The sequence below is a fragment of the Methylobacterium sp. Leaf85 genome, assembly GCF_001422125.1.
GTDB classification, from domain to species: domain Bacteria; phylum Pseudomonadota; class Alphaproteobacteria; order Rhizobiales; family Beijerinckiaceae; genus Methylobacterium; species Methylobacterium bullatum.
Window position 1 is genome coordinate 275,799 of record NZ_LMME01000034.1, and the last position, 18,074, is coordinate 293,872.

Sequence of the window (18,074 nt, forward strand, 5' to 3'; positions counted from 1 at the left end):
CGATCTGGAGGCCTCCTTCGAGGCCGCCGCTGCGCGGCGTCACCTCAGGATGAGGTGAACGGGTCGGATGAGGCGTCGACGATGCCGGGAGACCGTTGATCATGCCCGCGCATTGCAAAGGATCGGCAGGCCCGGTCAAGGGCTTCCGCTTGACGCGATCGCACAGGCCGGGCTCAGGTTGCGGCGCGACCGCCCTCCCCCCATACCGGTTTCCATGTCGAACACCCCTCCCCGCGATCCCGCCCGTTTCGGCCCGGCCACACGCCTCGTCCATGCGGGGCGCGACCCCTCCGCGCAGCATGGCTTCGTCAACACGCCGATCTATCGCGGCTCGACGGTGCTGTTCCCGACCTATGACGACCTGCAGCACCGGCGCGGGCGCTACGATTACGGCACCAGCGGCTCGCCGACGATGGATTCGCTCACCCAGGCCTGGAGCGAGCTCGCCGGGGCGGCGGGCACGGTGCTCACCCCCTCCGGCCTGGCCGCCCTCACGGTCGCCCTGATGAGCGTGGTGAGCGCGGGCGACCATCTCCTCGTCACCGACAGCGCCTACCGCCCCACCCGCATCTTCTGCGACGGCGTGCTGAAGCGCTTCGGCGTGGAGGTGACCTATTACGATCCCCTCGTCGGCGCCGGCATCGGCGAGCTGATGCGCGCGAATACGAAAGCGGTGCTGGTGGAGGCGCCGGGCTCGCAGAGCTTCGAGATGCAGGACGTGCCGGCCATCGCGGAGGTCGCCCATGCGCACGGCGCCGCCGTCATCATGGACAATACCTGGGCGACGCCGCTGTTCTTCCCGCCGCATGAGCGGGGCGTCGACATCGCCGTGGAGGCGGGGACCAAATATCTCAGCGGCGGCTCGGACCTGCTCCTCGGCCTCACCTCGGCCAACGAGCGATACTGGCCCGCGCTCCACCGCACCTTCGAGCATTTCGCCATGTGCGCCGGGCCGGAGGATGCGTTCCTGGCCCTGCGCGGCCTGCGCACCATGAACCTGCGCCTGCGCGAGCACGAGCGCCAGGGCCTCGCCATGGCGCGCTGGCTGCAGGCGCGGCCGGAAGTGCTGCGGGTGCTGCATCCGGCCCTGCCGGAGGATCCCGGCCACGCCATCTGGAAGCGGGACTTCTCCGGGTCGTCCGGCCTGTTCGGAGTGGTCCTCAAACCGGCTCCGGCGAACGCCGTGGCGGCGATGCTCGACGGGCTGGAATTGTTCGGGATGGGCTTTTCCTGGGGCGGCTTCGAGAGCCTCGTCATCCCGTTCGATTGCCGAACCTACCGCACCGCCACGCGCTGGGAGCCGGGCGGACCGGGCTTGCGCTTCCATATCGGCCTCGAGGAGATTTCGGATTTGCAGGCCGATCTCGATGCGGGGTTCGCACGGCTGCGCGCCGCGATGGGATGAGCCCCTCCCTCCTCCTTGTGGGGAGGAGGGTTTTTCACGGCGCCAGCCAGGTCCCCGCCCAGCCGTCGCCGTCCCGCTTCCAGGCGGCGCGCCGGTGTCCCCGCCGGTCGAGGAACAGGAATTCGAGCCGGGTGGCACTCACCTGAACCGCGCAGAAATTCGGCCGGCCGGCGGCGATGGCCGCGTCGGTCTCCGGCAGGGAATAGCCCTCGCCCGAGGCGAGTTCGGTTCCGGGTCCCGGCGCCACGCCGTAGCAGACCCGGCTCATCGTCATCGATCCGTCCCAGGCGGCATCCGCCAGGGCATCGTTGGTATGGAGCGTGGCCGGGCCCGAGACCCGGATCTGGACCTTGCTCGCCGAATCGTAGCCGTGCAGCGCGGCCCGGCCGGAGGCGGCGATCTCGTCGGCCTTGCGGGACCGGCGGTCGCAATGGAAGCGCAGGATCCCGGTCCGCCGCTCGGCCTCGCGCAGGACGATGGTGCGGACCTGCGGGCAGCCGTCGGCATCCACCGTGGCGAGGGCCGGCATGTGGAACGCGTTGCGGCGCAGCCTCGGCCCGTCCTCCAGAAGCCGCCAGAGATGGGCCAGGCTGGCGTCGAGATCGTCGAAGAAATCCGGCAGCGGAATCGTCGGGAGAGTCATACCGAGGACGTCACGGAACGGCATCCGCCCCGGGCTTCCGACGCTTTTCCTTCAGGATCAGCGCGACGTTGCGCAGATAGATGCCCGTCGAGAGAGCCTGCCCGAAGATGATGACCGGCTCGCGCCGCACCAGCCCGTAGACCAGGGTCATCAGCCCGCCCGCGATGGAGAGGAACCAGAACGAGAGCGGCATGACGCTGCGGCCGGCCTTCTCGCTCGCCAACCATTGCAGGATGAAGCGGGCACCGAACACCACCTGGGCCAGGATGCCGAAGACGAGCCAGCCGTCGAACTTGGTGACGAAGATGTCATAGGCGTAGCCGCCCAGGTCTTCCGAAAGCTGCATCAGCATGGGTTCAGGCCTCCCTGTCCGTGACGAGCGCGACCTCCACCGCCTCGGGCGAGGGCCGCTTGCGGCGGATCAGCCACCACACCCCCGCGAGATCGAGGAGGCCGACCCAGAGCCGGTCGAACAGGCCGTAATTGGAGCGCCCGGTGAAACGCGGCCGGTCGATCACGTCGGCATGGACCACGCGGTAGCCCTCGCGGGCGACGAGGGCCGGCATGAAGCGGTGCAGCGCATCGAAATAGGGCAGCGCCCGGTAGACCTCGCGCCGGAACACCTTCATGCCGCAGCCGGTATCGCGGGTGTCGTCCTTGAGGATGCGGCCGCGCACGCCGTTGGCGATGCGCGATTGCAGGCTCTTCAGGCGCCCGTCCTTGCGGCCGACGCGCTGGCCCTGGGCCAGGCCGGTGCTCCGGCCGCCTTCCTCCAGGGCCGCCACCAGAGCGGGGATGAAGGCCGGATCGTTCTGGCCGTCGCCGTCCAGGGTCGCGATGAGGGCGCCCCGCGCCACGGCGACGCCGCTGCGGATCGCGGCCGACTGCCCGCCGCTACGGGCATGGCGGATCACGCGCAGCCAGGGCCGGCTGCGGCGCAGATCCGCGAGGATCGCCCCGGTAGCGTCGGTGGAGCCGTCATCCACATAGATCACCTCGAACGGGGACAGGGCCACGCAGGCGCGCTCGATCTCGGTGACGAGGCTCTCGACATTGCCGGCCTCGTTCTTCACCGGGACGACGATGGACAAGCGGGTGGAGGGGGCTGTGTCGGTTTGGGTCACGGGGTCACCGCATAGGCCGAGAGGTCGATCCGCCGGCCGCTGTTGATGTTGAAGCCGGAGACCCGGCCCACCGGGGCAGCCTTAACGCTTGTTTCCGCCCGCCGGAACTCGTCCAGGAACGGCTCGGTGACGAAGACGAGGCGGCAACCGCCCCCTGCCAGGAACTCCGCCGCCTCGGCACCGGTGTTCATCATGGCGAGATCGGTCCCGATGAGGAAAACGAGGCTCGGCTCGCGGTAGCCGAGGCTGGCGACCTTCGGGGCGGCGCAGGGCAGCCCGTCGCGGAGGGCGGCGAGGCGCGGCGAGACCTTCAGCGCCGCGAGCACCGGCTGGGTCAGCCCGAACACCGCCGGCGAGAGCAGGGCCGAGGCCAGGATGGCGCAGGCCAGCGCCCGTTCGGGCAGGCGGCGGGCGAACAGGACGACAGCGAGGATCGCGGCAGCGCAGGAGGCCAGCAGCAGCGGCAGCCCGGCGACGGGGATCACGTGGTCGAAGGTCCAGGCCACCCCGACGAGGCCGAGGGTCAGGCCGACCGGGATCAGCACCACCAGGGCGGCCACGGCCCTGGCTCCCCGCCGGCCCGGATCGAGGGCGCCGCGCGCCACGGCCAGGAGGGTGAGGATCGCCACGGCCGGCATCAGCGGCAGGACGTAATGCGGCAGCTTGGTCGGCACCGCCTCGAACAGGATCCAGGCGGGCACGATCCAGGCGAGGAGGAACGCGATCGCATCGTCGCGCCGGTTGGCGAAGGCGAAGGGCGCGCTCAGCGCCGCGAAGGCAGCTCCCGGCCAGAAGGTGGCGAAGAACACCGCCAGATAGGTGCCGGGCGGCGCGCCGTGCTTCTCGGCGGCACCGCCGACCTTGCCCAGCATGTCGTGCCCCACCGCCTCGCCGAAGAACGCGCCGCCGCTCTTCCAGGCGATGGCGACGAACCAGGGGGCGACGATGGCGAGCGTCAGCCCGAGGCCGAGGGCGGGACGCAGGTCCATGAGCCAGCGGCCGGACCGCTCCTTCAGCGACAGCGCGAGCGCGGCGAGCCCGACGAAGAGCGGCACCATCGGCCCCTTCACCAGGATGCCGATCGCCATGGCCAGCCAGAACACCAGCAGGGTCGTGAGATCGGGCCGGCCCCGCGTCCGTCCGGGCGTGATCCGGCCGAGCCAGACCCGCGCCAGCGCGCCCATCGCGGCGACCGAGCAGGCCGTGAGGAGGGCGTCCGTCTTGGCGAGGCGCGCCTCCGCCGAGATCATGATGCAGGCCGAGAACAGGGCGGCGGCGACGAGCGCGCCCCGGCGCGGCAGGAAGGCGAGGGCCGCCCAGTAGGTGAACAGGCTCGCCAGCAGCGCGCCGATCAGCGAGGGCACGCGATAGAGCGCGATGGTGGTGCGGGCCTGGTCGAGCCCCAGGGCCTCGGCCCCCTTCACCACGGAGGCCTGCACCCAGTAGATCCCCACCGGCTTCTTGTGGCGCGCCTCGCCCTGGAATCGGATGTCGACGATATCGCCGGTCTCGATCATCTGCTTCGAGGCCTGGGCGAAGCGCGGCTCGTCGCGGTCCATCGGCTGGAGCGAGACGAAGCCCGGCAGGAAACAGACGAGGCAGAGAGCCAGGAGCAGGGCGCAGGCGCGGGCATGGCTCGCCGAGGCCGCCTCGATCAGCCTGTCGAGGAAACCCGCTTCGGCGCCGGGCGGGACGGCATGTCCGGCATCGGCGGTTCTCATGAGACGGGACGCAGTGGGGCGGACATGGGGCGGCTCCGGGCCGACGGGCAGCCCTTGACGATCGGTCGATGCCGCGACGGGCGGCGGTGTCGATGATGCGGCCGGGAAAGTCAAATTCGCCCGCATCGGAGGAGGGCTGCCAGGATCACGCAAAAGCAGCGAAACGACGGCGGTACTCGCCGGGCGTCGTCGCGATCCGGCGCAGGAAGACCCGGCGCAGGGTCTCCTCCGCGCCAAAGCCACAGCGTTCGGCGATGCGCTTCAGCGGCAGGTCGGTCTCCTCCAGCAGCCGGCGGGCGGCCTCGAAACGGATGCCCTCCATCGCCTCGGCCGGGCTGCGGCCCGTCGCGGCGCGGTAATGCCGGGCAAAGCTGCGCGGGCTCATCCCGGCCCGGTCGGCCAAAGCGGGGATCGTCAGATCGGCGGCGAGGTTCTCGCCGATCCAGGCATGGAGGCGGCCGAACCGGTCGTCGCCGCCCTGGAGCGAAAGGGCGGCGCTGAACTGGGCCTGCCCGCCGGGGCGCTTGAGGAACACGACGAGGTGCCGCGCCACGGCCAGGGACGTCTCCCGCCCGAGATCGGCCTCCACCAGGGCGAGCGCGAGATCGATGCCGGCAGTGACCCCGGCCGAGGTCCAAAGCGCGCCGTCGCGGATGAAGATCGGGTCGGCCTCGACCCTCGCCGCCGGATAGAGGGCCCGGAGGGCGTCGCAGCGGGTCCAGTGGGTCACCACCCGGCGGCCGTCGAGGAGGCCCGCCGCCCCGAGGAGGAAGGCGCCGGTGCAGACCGAGGCGACGCGGTGCGACCGGGCGGCCCGCGCGCGCAGCCAGCTCCGAAGGTCGGCATTGTCGAGCTGGGCCTGAACCCCTCGCCCGCCGGCGACGATCAGCGTGTCGATGGAGCCGGTATCCGGGACCAGCCCCTCGGCCGTCAGCGCGAGGCCCGACGAGGTGGCGACGGAGCCGGCGCGCTCGGCGACGACGCTGACGCGATAAGGGGATGGCCGGCCGGCATCGACGAAAAGGTCGTTGGCGGTGGCAAAGACCTGGAGCGGACCGGCCACATCGAGGAGTTGCACCCCGGGATAGGCCAGGATCGCCACGGTGATGATCGCCCCGGCGAGGGGCGGCTCCCGAAGCGGATGGTTTGGCAGGATAGGAGGGTTTTTGGTCATGTCGGCCGGCAACCTGCGCCGGTATCGTCGGACCTGTCCAGTCGCGGACTTTCCGTTGCCGCCCCCCCTCCCGGAGACCCTTGCCATGTCCCAGACCGAGATCCGCTTCGAGATCGGCCTCCTGACCTTCGAGGGCGTGCAGCAGCTCGACCTCACCGCGCCCTACGAGGTCTTCGCCTCGCTGCCGGGGGCGCGCGTCCATCTCGTCGGCCTCGACCGCGCCACCATCGTCAGCGCCACCGGATTGCCGCTGACGCCCACGACGGATCTTACCGCCTGCCCGCCCCTCGACCTCCTGTGCATTCCGGGCGGGATCGGCGTGAACGCCCTGATGACGCACGCGCCCGTGCTCGATTTCGTGCGCGCCCAGGCCGAGCGGCCGATCCTCGTCACCTCGGTCTGCACCGGCGCCCTCATCCTCGGGGCGGCGGGCCTGCTGCGGGGGAAGCGCGCGACGACCCATTGGGGCGCCCTCGACCTGCTGGCCGCGTTCGGGGCGATCCCGGTCGACGAGCGGATCGTGCGCGACGGACGGATCATCACCGGAGGCGGCGTCACGGCCGGTCTCGATTTCGCCCTCGCGGCGGTGGCCGAGCTCGCCGGCCGGACGGAAGCCGAGACGATCCAGCTGGCCCTCGAATACGCGCCGGCCCCGCCCTTCTCGGCGGGCCATCCCGGCACGGCCTCGCCCGAGGTGGTCGCGGCGGCCCGCGCGCGATTCGCCGCCTCGCGCGCCGCCCGCGAAAAGATCATCGCCGAGATCACCCGGAATGGGCGGTTCTGAGCCTCATTCGTCGTCGGGCCCGGAGGCGAGGGCATAGACCGCGTCGCCGAGGCGCTGGAACGGACCGTCGGGTCCCGAGCGCTTCCAGAGCCGGGTGTTGAGGGCGGCCACCGGGTCGATGCCGGGGACCGACAGGCCGCGCAGGGTCAGTCCCTCCAGGATCTCGGCGGCATGGAGGGGACGGCCCGCCTCCTCGAGGATCTCGGAGGCCGCCTCTATGAGGAGACGGCCCTCGCGCCGGGCCTGCGACCGGTCGCCGCCGGACTCGCCGGCGGGCTCTTCGCTTGCCGTATCCGGCGACGGGGCGACCGGGGCCGGATCGCGCCACCCGTCCACTGCCCCTCGGGCGGGCACGGATATCCGACGCCCGATATCGAGGAAGAGCGTGAGGTCGGCGATGGCCCGCTCGATGCGGGACCGTTCACGATAGAGGTCGGAGAGGCGCGCCTCGGCCTCGGCTTCCGTCAGGAACATGGTGGCACCTCTGGAATATTCCAATTACGGAATATCTAACAGAAGACGTATCATAATGGAATATTCCCAACGGATATTTGGAAGATGCCTCAGCCCGCGAGGGCGCGCCGTGCCGCACCGGCCTTGGATGCGCCCGCCTTCGCCCCGCCGAGCCTGGGCGGCACCAGCAGGGCGCTGGGATGGGCGGGCTGGAGCATCATGCCGGCCTCGTCGAGGGAGACGGGCAGTTTCGGGAAGACCTCCTGCATATGGGCGAGATCGGCCTTGAACGCCTGCCGGAAGCTGCGGATGCTGGCATTGTCGGCGCCGAACTGGCTGTGCAGGTTGGCCCAGGTCAGCCGCAGCGGGCGCTGCAGGACGCGCAGGCGGTAGCCGAGCCAGAACAGGAGATCGAGCTTGCGGGCCGATCCGGCGAAGGCGCGGGCCGCGCGGATATCCACCGGCAGGGCGTGCTGGATCAGGTTGTCGTAGAAATCCTGGTGGAACTGGACGGTCTTCGACCAGACCTGCCCCTCCCCCGATCCGTGCGAGAGCCAGAGGTCGAGCTGGCGGAAGGGCGGCACGTTGAGGGTGCTGGCCTTGTCGCTGCCGTCCCAGAGGCCGATCTGCAGGGTGCAGGCGGCGAGCCGGTTGAGCTGTTCCTTGAACTGCCGGATCGTGCCGCGCTCGCCGCCGGTGACGGAAAATCCCATCTCCTTCATGAAGCCCGACAGGCTGTCGGCCACCGTGATGGTGGGGCTGCGCTGGCGCACCGCCTCGGTGCAGAGATGCAGCAGGACGAGGCGGGCCTTGGGGCCGTAGGGCAGGCCCTGGAACTCCATCTCGCCATTGACCGGGTTCTTGAGGCGGCCGGCCAGCAGGCTGAGGGAGTTGCGGCCGTATTCCCGGAAGAACTCGCGGGCATCGCCCGGATCGCGATAAGGCAGGCCGCACAGGGCCAGCACGCTGTGGATGTGCTGCAGGTTCTCCGGCAGGGTCGGTTCGTTCTCGATGACCTCGCGCACCATGTCGCGCCGACGCCGGTCGCGGGGCATGGCGCCGCGCATGTCGGCGGCCTCGCGCAGGATCGAGGCCTCGGCGTCGCGGGCACGCTGCCGGTGGAGGATGTGCTCGACGATGCTTCCGAACAGGAAGCTGCCGCGGCCGGCCTCGACCTCCTCCAAGAGGTCGGGATCACGGATCTGGGCGAGTTTCTCCTCGATCCCCATGGCTGTCATCGATACCGGCGGCTCTCGTCACTGAACGTCCGCCATCGCACGATTCCGAGGCTAGGAGTCGCCGGGGCCGGATCTTATCCCGACAATCCACGGAGTCGGGCCAAGGGCTCGGCGAAGGGCCCGGCCACGAAACCCGGCAACCGGAGGATGGGCCGCACCCGTTCGGCGATCCCGCCACCGGAAGAGACCGCCCCCTGGCCGTTCCGGCGCCTACGCAGAGTTCGATACGGGCCGGAATTCCGTTCTATCCCCATACTTCACCGGCAAACCCCGTTCTCCCCGCAGAATTCCATACGGATCGGCGCAGAATCCCATACGGATCGGGGCCGCGACAGCGCAGAATCCGATACGGAGCCACGCAGAGTTCGATACGTCCCCGCGCAGAGTTCGATACGCGAAAGGGGCTCAACACACGGGACGACCACGCGAATTCGCCGTCCCATATAACTTGCTGAACTGACTCTCTAAAAAGAGGTTACTGATATCTTTCCTAAGGGTCCGGTGGATCGTTCGTTTTGCCGGACGGCACGATTTTTTGATCGATATCTTGGAATTTCCAGAATTCCTCCTCTCCCGGTCCACAGGTTCGGCACAGACGAGGATGGACCGCGCACCTTGCGACAGCGGGTTGAGGGAACCCCGCCGCGTGGCCTAACCCTGGTCCGACACTCGCTTCCGCTTCTCCCCGATCCTCCGATTTCCCAAGCGTGGTGAACCCGTGACATCCGACTCGCCGATCGAGACCCTGCTGCGATTGATGGCGACCCTGCGCGATCCCGAACGGGGCTGCGCCTGGGACCAGGTCCAGACCCTCGAAACCCTCGCGCCTTACACGCTGGAGGAAGCCTACGAAGTGGTGGACGCCATCGAACGCGGCGATCTTGCCGATCTCCAGGGGGAACTCGGCGACCTCCTGCTTCAGGTCGTGTTCCAGGCGCGGGTCGCCGAGGAGGCCGGGAGCTTCGCCTTCGACGACGTGGTCCGGACGATCTGCGCCAAGCTGATCCGGCGGCATCCGCATGTGTTCGAGGCGGATGGGTCGCCGCTGGCGGACGGCCCCGAGCGCCTGAGCCTGGCGCAGCTCGACGCCAATTGGACCGCCTCGAAAGCGGCGGAGCGGTCGGAGAAGACGGGGCGGTCCGAACATGCCGGGGGCGACCTCCTCGGCTCCGTCGCCAAGGCCCTGCCCGCCCTCACCCGGGCCGAGAAGATCAGCCGCAACGCGGCGCGGCACGGATTCGATTGGCCGGACGCGGCCTCGGTCATCGCCAAGATCCGCGAGGAGGTGGACGAGGTCGCCGACGCGCTCGGGCGGGACGATCCGGATCACCTCGCCGAGGAGATCGGCGACCTGCTCTTCGCGGTGGTGAATCTCGCCCGGCATTCCGGAATAGACCCGGAATATTCCTTGAAGAAAGGGAATATCAAGTTCGAGCGGCGCTTCCACGCCATGGCGGCTTTGATCGCGGAGGATGGGGCAAGCCTGGACGAGGCCGATCTTCCCGCCATGGAGGCCGCCTGGCAGCGGGTGAAGCGTTCGGAAGCCTGATCGCCGGCTCGCTTCGGTCCGTTCGGCCGCCCGCGCTCTAGCGCCGCCCGAACGGCCAATCGACGATCCGCGTGGCGTGGAGCGCCCACCAGACCAGAACCGGCTGCAGGGCGAGGCGGGGGCCGTGATACCACCAGCTGTCGGGCAGGCCGGGAACGGAGATCCCCTCCACCGCGTGCTTGATGTTGGCCGGGAACACGCAGATCGCGTAGGCGGCCAGGGCGTAGCCGGCGGCGCGGCGGGTGCGCGCGACGAACAGGCCCGCCACGCAGGCGAGTTCGTAGAAGCCCGTCAGGATGACGACCTGCCTCGGCCAGGGCACCCAATCGGGCATGATCGGCAGGAACTTGTCGGCGGCCGCGAGGTGGAGGAGGCCGATGCCGCCATAGAGCGCGGCGAGGCATAGCCGCGAGAGCAGGCGGTTGGGGGCCTCCGGCCTCACGCCACTTCCGGCGCGACGCCGCATTCCTCGGCGATGAGACGGCGGAGCCCGTGGCTCAACGCGGCGACGGCTTCGTGCCCGCCGGGAAACGCCGTCGTCCCGATCGCCGTGACGGGGGACAGGCCGCGCAGGGAATTGGTCATGACCACCGCCTCGGCGGCCAGGACCTCCTCGAGGGCGAGGGAGCGTTCCGTGGTCCCGATGCCGAGGGATCGCGCCAAGCCGAGAACCTGCGCCCGGACGATGCCGGGCAGCACGCCGTCCGACAGGGGCGGGGTGACGAGGCGCCCGTCCAGGATCGCGAAGAGGTTGCCGGTCCCGGCGCAGGCGAGGTGGCCTCTGGTGTTGAGGAACAGGGCCTCGTCGAAGCCCCGCGCCCTCGCCTCGCGGGCGGCGAGGATGGCGTCGAGATAGCCCAGCGTCTTGATCCTCGCGGCCGGCGAGGTCTCGTTGCGGCGGATCGCGCTCGGATGCAGCGAGACCGGCGCGAAACCCGATCCCGCCCGGCGCGGCGTGGCGGCGATCCACCAGACCGGCCGGGCCGGCTCCGGCGGGGCGAGGCCGCGCGGGCCGGAGCCGCGGGTGATCGTGGTGCGGAGCGCCCCGTCGCCGATGGCGGCGGCGACGAGATGCATCGCCTCCCCCACCGCTTCCCGGTCGATGGAAAAGCCCAGATCCGCGGCCGAGGCGGCGAGCCGGGCGAGATGCGCCTCCCGGAAGGCGATGCGGCCTCCGAGGCAGAGGGCCGTGTCGAAGAGACCGTCCCCGAGGGTCAGGCCCCGGTCGGCGAGGTCGAAACCGTGGCGGTTGCCCTCGTGGAGGGCGCCGTCAAACCACAGCATCGCGGGTCTCCCGCCACCGGCGCGCCAGGTCGAGGAAGTTGCCGAACACCGCGTGGCCGTTCTCGGTCAGCACCGATTCCGGGTGGAACTGCACGCCCATCGTCGGGTGGCGCCGGTGGGACAGGGCCATCACCTCGCCCTCCCCCGACACGGCGTCGATAACGAGGGATTCGTCCATGCCGGGCTGGGGCGTGACGATGAGGGAATGGTAGCGGCCCACCTGCATCGGGTCGGGCAGGCCCGCGAACAGGCCGGACCCGTCATGCCGGATCGCCGTCGCCTGGCCGTGGAGCGGCCGCGCCGCCCGCTCGACCCTTCCACCGAAGGCCGCGCCGATGGCCTGGTGGCCGAGGCAGACGCCGAGGATCGGGATCTCGCCGGACAGGGCCTCGATGGCGGGCAGGGTCACGCCGGCCTCGTTGGGGGTGCAGGGGCCGGGAGAGAGGATCAGCGCCTCGGGGGCTAGCGCGCGGATGCCGGCGACGTCGACGGCGTCGTTGCGCAGCACCTTCACCTCCTGGCCGAGCTCCTCCACGTAGCGCACCACGTTGAAGACGAAGGAATCGTAATTGTCGACGACGAGGATCATGGCGCCCCGCGCTCGTTCCGGTCGGGCTCGAAGGCAGCGAAGACCCGAGCCGCCTTGGTCAGGGTCTCCTCGTATTCGGCGGCCGGGTCGGAGAGGAGCGTCACCCCCCCCCCGGCCTGGAGCACGGCGCGGGCCTCGTCCATGAACACGGTGCGGATGGCGATGGAGGTGTCGAGCGACCCGTCGAACCCGATGGCGCCGATGGCGCCGCAATAGAGCTCGCGGGCATCGCCCTCGATCTCCGTGATGATGTCCATGGCGCGCAGTTTCGGCGCCCCGGTGATCGAGCCGCCGGGGAAGGTGGCGGCGATCAGGTCGATGGCGTCGAGGCCCTGGCGCAGGGTCCCGGTCACCACCGAGACGAGGTGATGGACCGAGGCGTAGGATTCGAGCCCGCACAGGACCGGCACCTTGACGCTGTGCGGCTCGCAGATGCGCGAGAGGTCGTTGCGCAGGAGATCGACGATCATGATGTTCTCGGCCCGCTCCTTGACGTTGGCCTGGAGCGCTTCGCCCAGAGCCCGGTCCTCGGCGGGATCCTCCACCCGGCGCACGGTGCCCTTGATCGGCCGGGTCTCCACCGCCCTGCCCTGCAGCTTCATGAAGCGCTCGGGGCTGCTCGACGCGATGGTGAGAGCACCGAAGGACAGATAGGCGCCGAAGGTCGCCGGGTTGGTCTCGCGCAGGCGGTGATAGAGCGAGAAGGGATCGTATCCCGCCGGCAGCGCCGCCTCGAAGCGCTGGGCGATGTTGGCCTGGTAGATGTCCCCGGCCCGGATGTAGTCGCGCACCGTCTCCACCGCCGCCTCGTAGGAGGCCCTGGTGAAGTTGGAGCGCCAGGCGAGCGGCGGCGCCTCCGTCCTCGTTCCGGTGCGGTCGCCGGCCGCGAGCAGCTCCGCGAAACGGTCGAGCCGCGCCCGTGCCCGGTCGGCGCGGGCGGATTCCGTGAGCTCCGGAAAGCCGGTGGCGACGAGCCGGCAGGTCCGGCTGTCATGGTCGATGGACAGGACCGTGTCGTAGAGGTTGAAGGCGATGTCGTCGGTGAGGCCGGCGCGGCGGGCCGGCGGCCTCACCCGCTCCAGGCTCGCGCCGAGATCGTAGGCGAAATAGCCGATGGCCCCGCCGGGAAAGCCGGTTCCCTCGTCGCCCGCCAGCCGGTAGGGCGCGAGGCAGGCGCGCAGGGCCTCCAGGCCAGTTTCGCCGGATTGCCGCCCCTCGAGGGGCCGTCCGTCGAGCGTCGCGCGGCCGTTCGCGTAGCGGAACCGCCCGAACGGGTCGGCGGCCACGATCGAGACGCGCCCCAGGGTCTCGTGGCGCATGGCGCTGTCGAGGAAGGCCAGCCCCGGCAGGGACGAGAACGCCTCCGCCGCCGCGACGGGATCGATGAAGGGGATCTCGCGGGTCCACATGATGCTGTCGGACTTAAGAGCTTCGCGCGGGCGGGGACACGGGCCCCTCCTGCGGCATGGTTTCCTGATAACGCGCCACAGGTGACACGGGTCGCGGTTCGACGGAAGCCGCGCGGGCTGCATGGGCCGTGCAGGCTGTCGGCATGGTGCCCGGAACCGCCGCCCTCGCAACCGCGCGAGGATGGGCGTATAGGAAGGCTGCAACCCGGCACCCTCCGCCCCGAGAATCACGGCCGGTCGAGTTTTCCTCGGCCGCGACCGACGAGCGACCATGACCGTACCCGTCACCATTCCGACCCCGGCGAAAGCCGCGCCCAAGATCTCGTTCGTTTCCCTCGGCTGCCCCAAGGCGCTGGTGGATTCCGAGCGCATCCTCACGCATCTGCGGGCGGAAGGCTATGAACTCGCGCGCCGGCATGACGGGGCGGATGTGGTCATCGTCAACACCTGCGGCTTCCTCGATTCGGCAAAGGCCGAATCGCTCTCGGCCATCGGCGAGGCCATGGCCGAGAACGGACGCGTCATCGTGACCGGCTGTATGGGCGCCCAGCCCGAGGAAATTCGCGAAAAGTATCCGAACCTCCTCGCGGTGACCGGGCCGCAGGCCTACGAATCGGTGGTCGCCGCCGTGCACGAGGCGGTGCCCCCGGCGCATGACCCGTTCCTCGATCTTGTGCCGCCGCAGGGGGTGAAGCTCACCCCACGCCATTACGCCTATCTGAAGATTTCCGAGGGCTGCAACAACCGCTGCACCTTCTGCATCATTCCTTCCCTGCGCGGCGATCTCGTCAGCCGGCCGGCCGGCGACGTGCTGCGCGAGGCCGAGAAGCTGGTCAAAGCCGGCGTCAAGGAACTGCTGGTGGTCTCGCAGGACACTAGCGCCTACGGCGTCGATATCCGCTATGCCACGAGCCCCTGGCGCGACCGAGAGGTGCGGGCGAAGTTCTACGATCTCTCCGCCGAGCTCGGCGAGCTCGGTGCCTGGGTGCGGATGCATTACGTCTATCCCTACCCGCACGTGGACGACGTCATCCCGCTGATGGCCGAGGGCAAGATCCTTCCCTATCTCGACATGCCGCTGCAGCACGCCAGCCCGTCCGTGCTCAAGCGCATGCGCCGGCCGGGCAACCAGGAGAAACAGCTCGAACGGATCCGGCGCTGGCGCGAGATCTGCCCGGACCTCGCCATCCGCTCGACCTTCATCGTCGGCTTCCCCGGCGAGACCGAGGCCGAGTTCGAAGAACTGCTGACTTGGATCCGCGAAGCCAAGCTCGAGCGCGTCGGCTGTTTCGAATACGAGCCCGTAGGCGGCGCGGTGGCCAACGGACTCGGCGATCTCGTCCCGCCGGAACTCAAGGCCGAGCGCAAGCGCCGCTTCATGGAGGCGCAGCAGGGTGTCTCGGCCCGCTTGCAGAAGGCGCGCGTGGGCAAGCGCCTGCCCGTCATCATCGACGAGGCCAATGGCGGCATCGCCAAGGGCCGCTCGAAATACGACGCGCCCGAGATCGACGGCAACGTCCACGTCACCTCGCGCCGGCCGCTGCGGGTCGGCGACATCGTCACCGTGAAGATCGAGCGGGCCGACGCCTACGACCTCTACGGCAGCGCGGTGTAGGACCGCGCACCGGCGTGTTCAGGCTCTACCCGCCCCCGATCGCCCCGCTCGTGATCCGTTCGATCCCGGCCTCACGCATGGTCGCCCAAGCGCGTTCCACCGATCCGTCGATATCGATCCCCCGCACCGCATCTTCGATGACGGTGACGGCAAAGCCTGCCTTGCGGGCATCGAGCGCGCTCCAGAGCACGCAGTAATCGGTGGCGAGGCCGGTGAGATAGAGGTGTTCGAACCCGCGCTCGCGCAGGTAGCCGTCGAGCCCCGTTCGCGTATTCCGATCGGCCTCCAAGAAGGCCGAATAGCTGTCGGTATGGGCATGATAGCCCTTGCGCATGACCAGTTCGGCCCAATCGACGTGAAGCTCGGACGAGAAACGGGCACCGGGCGAGCCCTCGACACAATGGTCGGGCCAGAGGACCTGAGGGCCGTAGGCGAGGTCCACGGTCTCGAAGGGGGACTTCCCCGCATGGCTGGAGGCGAAGGAGACATGGCCCGGCGGATGCCAGTCCTGGGTCAGGACCACGTGCGGGAACAGGGCGGCGAGGCGGTTGATCGGGGCGATCACCGCATGGCCGTCCGGCACCGCGAGGGCTCCGCCGGGCAGGAAGTCGTTCTGGACGTCGACCACGAGGAGAAGGTCACGCTCGCCTGGGGGCATCATCCGCCTCGTCCTGTCGTCAGGTGATCCCGGGATCACGGGATACCCGGATCACGGCGTCATGATCGTGGCGCCCGTGGTCTGGCGTCCGGCCAGATCCTTGTGCACCTGCACCGCGTCGGCGAGCTTCGCCCGCGCATGGACGGGGATCTTCACCGCCCCGCTCGCCACCACGCCGAACAGGTTCTCGGCCATGGAATCGAGGGTGGCCCGCGTCCCCGCATGGGTGAACAGCGTGGGCCTCGTGGCGAAGAGCGAGCCCTTCTGGGCGAGGAGGGCCAGATTGAAGTTCTCGATCGGGCCGGAGGCGGAGCCGAAGCTCACGAACATCCCCAGCGGGGCGATGCAGTCGAGGGAGGCCGGGTAGGTGTCCTTGCCGACGCCGTCATAGACGACGCGCACGCCCTTGCCGCCGGTGATCTCCTTCACCCGCGCGGCGAAATCCTCGTCGCGGTAGAGGATGACGTGGTCGCAGCCATTGGCCCGCGCCAGCTCCGCTTTCTCGGCCGAGCCCACCGTGCCGATGACGGTGGCGCCGATATGCTTGGCCCATTGGCAGGCGATGAGGCCGACGCCGCCGGCGGCGGCGTGGAACAGGATCGTGTCGCCCGGCTTCACCGGGCATGTCCGGTGCAGGAGATACTCGGCGGTGAGGCCCTTCAGCATCATGGCCGCGGCGGTGGCGTCGTCGACCCCGTCGGCGAGATGCACGGCGGCGCCGGCATTGATCACCACCTCCTCCGCATAGGTACCCTCGGCCGAACCGTAGGCCACGCGCTCACCCACCCGGAACCCGGTGACGCCCTCGCCGATGGCGGCGACCACGCCCGCCCCCTCCTTGCCGGGCGTGAAGGGGAGCTGCGCCGCCTTGTAGGCGCCCGAGCGGAAGTAGATGTCGATGAAGTTGACGCCGATGGCCGTCTGGCGGACGCGGATCTGGCCGGGGCCGGGCTCGCCGACCGCCACCTCCTCGTAGCGCATTACCTCGGGCTCGCCATACTCGTAGACCCGGATCGCCTTGGGCATCGTCGTCTCTCCTCGTCTGTTCGATGGACGCGACATAAGCTACCGGCCTTAAGGAGCAAGCCCGGCGCTGCCGATAGAGGTGCCCGGCCGGAGGCGCGGGCGGCATGGCCGTTGCAGACCATCGCCCGGCTTCGCGTGAGACAGGCCGGTCGGTATCGTTCCCCGGCAGCTGCGCAGGAGGGGGCCGCGTTCCATGGAAGAGATCGTCTGGATCAGGCCCGCCGATTACGATCCCGCCGTCGTCGCGGGGCTCGTGTTCCAGCCGGAGCCAGGCCTTCCCGCCTTCGAGGTCATGGACCGCTGCCGGGTGGTGATGATGTTCAAGGCCGGGATCGCCTGGGAGATCAGGCCGTTCACGCAACTCACCTTGAAGATCGTCGAGGAGCCGGAAGGCTGAAGCTTTTCACGGGATCCGCGACAGTTCCAGGTCGCGGCGGATCGCCAGGAGGTCGAGGACGGCGATAACCAGCCAGGGACCTGCGATCCCGATGAAGAATGCCATGGTGAGCTCTCCTCTCCCGGCGATGATCCGGCACCGCCGCATCGGACGATAGGACAGGTCCCGGCAGTCGGCAAACGGGAGTTCGGTCTGTCGCAACGCCCTGACCCCGCGAGATGCCTCAGGGCCATCCGGCGGCGTTCAGGATCAGCCTCGCGATCGTGTCGGGCTGGGAGATCAGGGACAGGTGGCTCGCCGTCACCTCGATCGTCGTGGCGCCCATCCTCTTCGCCATGAAGCGTTCGAGATCGGGGTCGATCGTCCGATCCTCCGTCGAGACCGCGTAGAAGCTCGGCTTCGATCGCCAGGCCGCCTGGGTGGTCCTGCCCGCCAGCAGCGCCTTCGCGAAGGGCTGCTGTACCGCGTAGAGCACCTTCGCCTTCGCCTCGGGAAGGTCGCCGGCGAAATCACGCAGGAAGGCCGCCTCGCCGAGGCGCCCGTATTCTCCGTCGAAGACGATGCCGGCGCTGGCGGGGGGCGTCGGAAAGGTTCGTGCCAGGGCCGCGTAATCCTCGCCGGCATCCGGCGCGCGGGCCGCCACGTAGACAAGGGCGGATACGTTCGGATCGGTGCCGGCCTCGGAGACGATCATGCCGGCGAAGGAATGGCCGACGAGCACGGTCGGCCCGTCCTGCCGCGCCAGCACCCGCCGCACCGAAGCCACCGCCTCGTCGAGGGTGGTCAGCGGGTTCTGCACGGAGGTGACGGTCAGGCCCGCCATCTGCAATCGCCCGATGACCTCGGACCAGCACGACCCGTCGGCAAACAGGCCGTGCACGAGCACCACGTTGCGCGCCGGCGGCGGGGCCGCCTTGGCTGATTCCGCCTTGGCCGGGTCCGCGCCAAGCGGGAATGCGGCACCGGCGGCCGCGAGTGTCAGGAAGGTTCGACGATCCATCGGAA

Annotated in this window: 19 protein-coding genes; 5 read left to right on the top strand and 14 right to left on the bottom strand. The window is 69.7% G+C overall.

Features of this window, described 5'->3' with window-relative positions; translation table 11 throughout:
• The first annotated feature begins 214 nt into the window (after positions 1–214).
• Positions 215–1,405, top strand: a complete 1,191-nt coding sequence (gene metC, locus ASF08_RS22495; RefSeq protein ID WP_018043680.1) for a cystathionine beta-lyase — start codon at positions 215–217, stop codon at positions 1,403–1,405.
• Between the two features lie 34 nt (positions 1,406–1,439).
• Here metC and ASF08_RS22500 read toward each other — a convergent pair whose 3' ends face one another.
• The 5 genes from ASF08_RS22500 to ASF08_RS22520 form a co-directional block, all read right to left on the bottom strand.
• A complete protein-coding gene (locus ASF08_RS22500) occupies positions 1,440–2,048 on the bottom strand; it encodes a pyridoxamine 5'-phosphate oxidase family protein (protein WP_056149777.1) in 609 nt (202 codons plus the stop codon).
• Between the two features lie 10 nt (positions 2,049–2,058).
• Positions 2,059–2,400 (bottom strand): lipid-A-disaccharide synthase N-terminal domain-containing protein, encoded by a 342-nt coding sequence (locus tag ASF08_RS22505; RefSeq protein ID WP_056149667.1) that lies wholly within the window; start codon positions 2,398–2,400, stop codon positions 2,059–2,061.
• Positions 2,401–2,404: 4 nt separating this feature from the next.
• Positions 2,405–3,172, bottom strand: a complete 768-nt coding sequence (locus ASF08_RS22510) for a glycosyltransferase family 2 protein (RefSeq protein ID WP_056149668.1) — start codon at positions 3,170–3,172, stop codon at positions 2,405–2,407.
• The gene (locus tag ASF08_RS22515; protein ID WP_056149670.1) at positions 3,169–4,893 is read right to left on the bottom strand and encodes an ArnT family glycosyltransferase; all 1,725 of its coding nucleotides are present in this window, start codon (positions 4,891–4,893) and stop codon (positions 3,169–3,171) included. Before ASF08_RS22515 ends, ASF08_RS22510 begins: the two co-directional genes overlap by 4 nt.
• Positions 4,894–5,038: 145 nt before the next feature.
• Positions 5,039–6,067 (bottom strand): GlxA family transcriptional regulator, encoded by a 1,029-nt coding sequence (locus tag ASF08_RS22520; protein ID WP_238253886.1) that lies wholly within the window; start codon positions 6,065–6,067, stop codon positions 5,039–5,041.
• Between the two features lie 85 nt (positions 6,068–6,152).
• On the opposite strand from ASF08_RS22520, the gene ASF08_RS22525 reads away from it, so the two are divergent.
• Positions 6,153–6,851 (top strand): DJ-1/PfpI family protein, encoded by a 699-nt coding sequence (locus tag ASF08_RS22525; protein WP_056149672.1) that lies wholly within the window; start codon positions 6,153–6,155, stop codon positions 6,849–6,851.
• A gap of 3 nt (positions 6,852–6,854) precedes the next feature.
• Here the strand turns inward: ASF08_RS22525 and ASF08_RS22530 are convergent, their stop codons facing one another.
• Both ASF08_RS22530 and ASF08_RS22535 read right to left on the bottom strand, forming a co-directional pair.
• Positions 6,855–7,325: a winged helix-turn-helix domain-containing protein gene (locus ASF08_RS22530; RefSeq protein WP_056149674.1), complete on the bottom strand. Its 471-nt coding sequence runs from the start codon at positions 7,323–7,325 to the stop codon at positions 6,855–6,857.
• An 89-nt stretch (positions 7,326–7,414) separates the two neighbouring features.
• The gene (locus ASF08_RS22535; RefSeq protein ID WP_056149677.1) at positions 7,415–8,533 is read right to left on the bottom strand and encodes a replication protein RepA; all 1,119 of its coding nucleotides are present in this window, start codon (positions 8,531–8,533) and stop codon (positions 7,415–7,417) included.
• Positions 8,534–9,260: 727 nt separating this feature from the next.
• Between ASF08_RS22535 and mazG the strand changes: the two genes are divergently transcribed.
• A complete protein-coding gene (gene mazG, locus ASF08_RS22540) occupies positions 9,261–10,091 on the top strand; it encodes a nucleoside triphosphate pyrophosphohydrolase (RefSeq protein ID WP_082473329.1) in 831 nt (276 codons plus the stop codon).
• 37 nt (positions 10,092–10,128) lie between these two features.
• Here mazG and ASF08_RS22545 read toward each other — a convergent pair whose 3' ends face one another.
• From ASF08_RS22545 to pabB, 4 genes are read right to left on the bottom strand one after another with little or no spacing between them, the layout of a single operon-like run.
• The gene (locus tag ASF08_RS22545) at positions 10,129–10,557 is read right to left on the bottom strand and encodes a DoxX family protein (RefSeq protein ID WP_244474609.1); all 429 of its coding nucleotides are present in this window, start codon (positions 10,555–10,557) and stop codon (positions 10,129–10,131) included.
• On the bottom strand, positions 10,530–11,375 hold the full coding sequence (locus tag ASF08_RS22550) for an aminotransferase class IV (protein WP_056149679.1): 846 nt from the start codon (positions 11,373–11,375) through the stop codon (positions 10,530–10,532). Before ASF08_RS22550 ends, ASF08_RS22545 begins: the two co-directional genes overlap by 28 nt.
• A complete protein-coding gene (locus tag ASF08_RS22555) occupies positions 11,362–11,964 on the bottom strand; it encodes an anthranilate synthase component II (RefSeq protein ID WP_056149681.1) in 603 nt (200 codons plus the stop codon). Before ASF08_RS22555 ends, ASF08_RS22550 begins: the two co-directional genes overlap by 14 nt.
• Entirely contained in the window at positions 11,961–13,373 is a 1,413-nt protein-coding gene (gene pabB, locus ASF08_RS22560) for an aminodeoxychorismate synthase component I (RefSeq protein WP_056149683.1), read from the bottom strand. The genes ASF08_RS22555 and pabB overlap by 4 nt, the downstream gene beginning before the upstream one ends.
• A gap of 271 nt (positions 13,374–13,644) precedes the next feature.
• Between pabB and rimO the strand changes: the two genes are divergently transcribed.
• On the top strand, positions 13,645–14,988 hold the full coding sequence (gene rimO / locus ASF08_RS22565) for a 30S ribosomal protein S12 methylthiotransferase RimO (RefSeq protein ID WP_056149685.1): 1,344 nt from the start codon (positions 13,645–13,647) through the stop codon (positions 14,986–14,988).
• 25 nt (positions 14,989–15,013) lie between these two features.
• Here rimO and pncA read toward each other — a convergent pair whose 3' ends face one another.
• Positions 15,014–15,649, bottom strand: a complete 636-nt coding sequence (gene pncA, locus ASF08_RS22570) for a bifunctional nicotinamidase/pyrazinamidase (RefSeq protein WP_147832632.1) — start codon at positions 15,647–15,649, stop codon at positions 15,014–15,016.
• Between the two features lie 48 nt (positions 15,650–15,697).
• The gene (locus tag ASF08_RS22575) at positions 15,698–16,672 is read right to left on the bottom strand and encodes a quinone oxidoreductase family protein (protein WP_056149687.1); all 975 of its coding nucleotides are present in this window, start codon (positions 16,670–16,672) and stop codon (positions 15,698–15,700) included.
• A 193-nt stretch (positions 16,673–16,865) separates the two neighbouring features.
• Here ASF08_RS22575 and ASF08_RS22580 point away from each other — a divergent pair, with 193 nt between their 5' ends.
• The gene (locus ASF08_RS22580; RefSeq protein WP_018043697.1) at positions 16,866–17,069 is read left to right on the top strand and encodes a hypothetical protein; all 204 of its coding nucleotides are present in this window, start codon (positions 16,866–16,868) and stop codon (positions 17,067–17,069) included.
• Positions 17,070–17,292: 223 nt separating this feature from the next.
• Here the strand turns inward: ASF08_RS22580 and ASF08_RS22585 are convergent, their stop codons facing one another.
• Positions 17,293–18,069, bottom strand: coding sequence for an alpha/beta fold hydrolase (locus ASF08_RS22585; RefSeq protein WP_156629691.1), 777 nt, complete (start codon positions 18,067–18,069; stop codon positions 17,293–17,295).
• Positions 18,070–18,074 lie beyond the last annotated feature (5 nt).

Coding starts and splice junctions, on each gene's coding strand:
- metC (WP_018043680.1), top strand. CDS start 215: ATGTCGAACACCCCTCCCCGCGATCCCGCCCGTTTCGGCCCGGCCACA.
- ASF08_RS22500 (WP_056149777.1), bottom strand. CDS start 2,048: ATGACTCTCCCGACGATTCCGCTGCCGGATTTCTTCGACGATCTCGAC.
- ASF08_RS22505 (WP_056149667.1), bottom strand. CDS start 2,400: ATGCTGATGCAGCTTTCGGAAGACCTGGGCGGCTACGCCTATGACATC.
- ASF08_RS22515 (WP_056149670.1), bottom strand. CDS start 4,893: ATGAGAACCGCCGATGCCGGACATGCCGTCCCGCCCGGCGCCGAAGCG.
- ASF08_RS22520 (WP_238253886.1), bottom strand. CDS start 6,067: ATGACCAAAAACCCTCCTATCCTGCCAAACCATCCGCTTCGGGAGCCG.
- ASF08_RS22525 (WP_056149672.1), top strand. CDS start 6,153: ATGTCCCAGACCGAGATCCGCTTCGAGATCGGCCTCCTGACCTTCGAG.
- ASF08_RS22530 (WP_056149674.1), bottom strand. CDS start 7,325: ATGTTCCTGACGGAAGCCGAGGCCGAGGCGCGCCTCTCCGACCTCTAT.
- ASF08_RS22535 (WP_056149677.1), bottom strand. CDS start 8,533: ATGGGGATCGAGGAGAAACTCGCCCAGATCCGTGATCCCGACCTCTTG.
- ASF08_RS22545 (WP_244474609.1), bottom strand. CDS start 10,557: ATGCGGCGTCGCGCCGGAAGTGGCGTGAGGCCGGAGGCCCCCAACCGC.
- ASF08_RS22550 (WP_056149679.1), bottom strand. CDS start 11,375: ATGCTGTGGTTTGACGGCGCCCTCCACGAGGGCAACCGCCACGGTTTC.
- ASF08_RS22555 (WP_056149681.1), bottom strand. CDS start 11,964: ATGATCCTCGTCGTCGACAATTACGATTCCTTCGTCTTCAACGTGGTG.
- pabB (WP_056149683.1), bottom strand. CDS start 13,373: ATGTGGACCCGCGAGATCCCCTTCATCGATCCCGTCGCGGCGGCGGAG.
- rimO (WP_056149685.1), top strand. CDS start 13,645: ATGACCGTACCCGTCACCATTCCGACCCCGGCGAAAGCCGCGCCCAAG.
- pncA (WP_147832632.1), bottom strand. CDS start 15,649: ATGATGCCCCCAGGCGAGCGTGACCTTCTCCTCGTGGTCGACGTCCAG.
- ASF08_RS22575 (WP_056149687.1), bottom strand. CDS start 16,672: ATGCCCAAGGCGATCCGGGTCTACGAGTATGGCGAGCCCGAGGTAATG.
- ASF08_RS22580 (WP_018043697.1), top strand. CDS start 16,866: ATGGAAGAGATCGTCTGGATCAGGCCCGCCGATTACGATCCCGCCGTC.
- ASF08_RS22585 (WP_156629691.1), bottom strand. CDS start 18,069: ATGGATCGTCGAACCTTCCTGACACTCGCGGCCGCCGGTGCCGCATTC.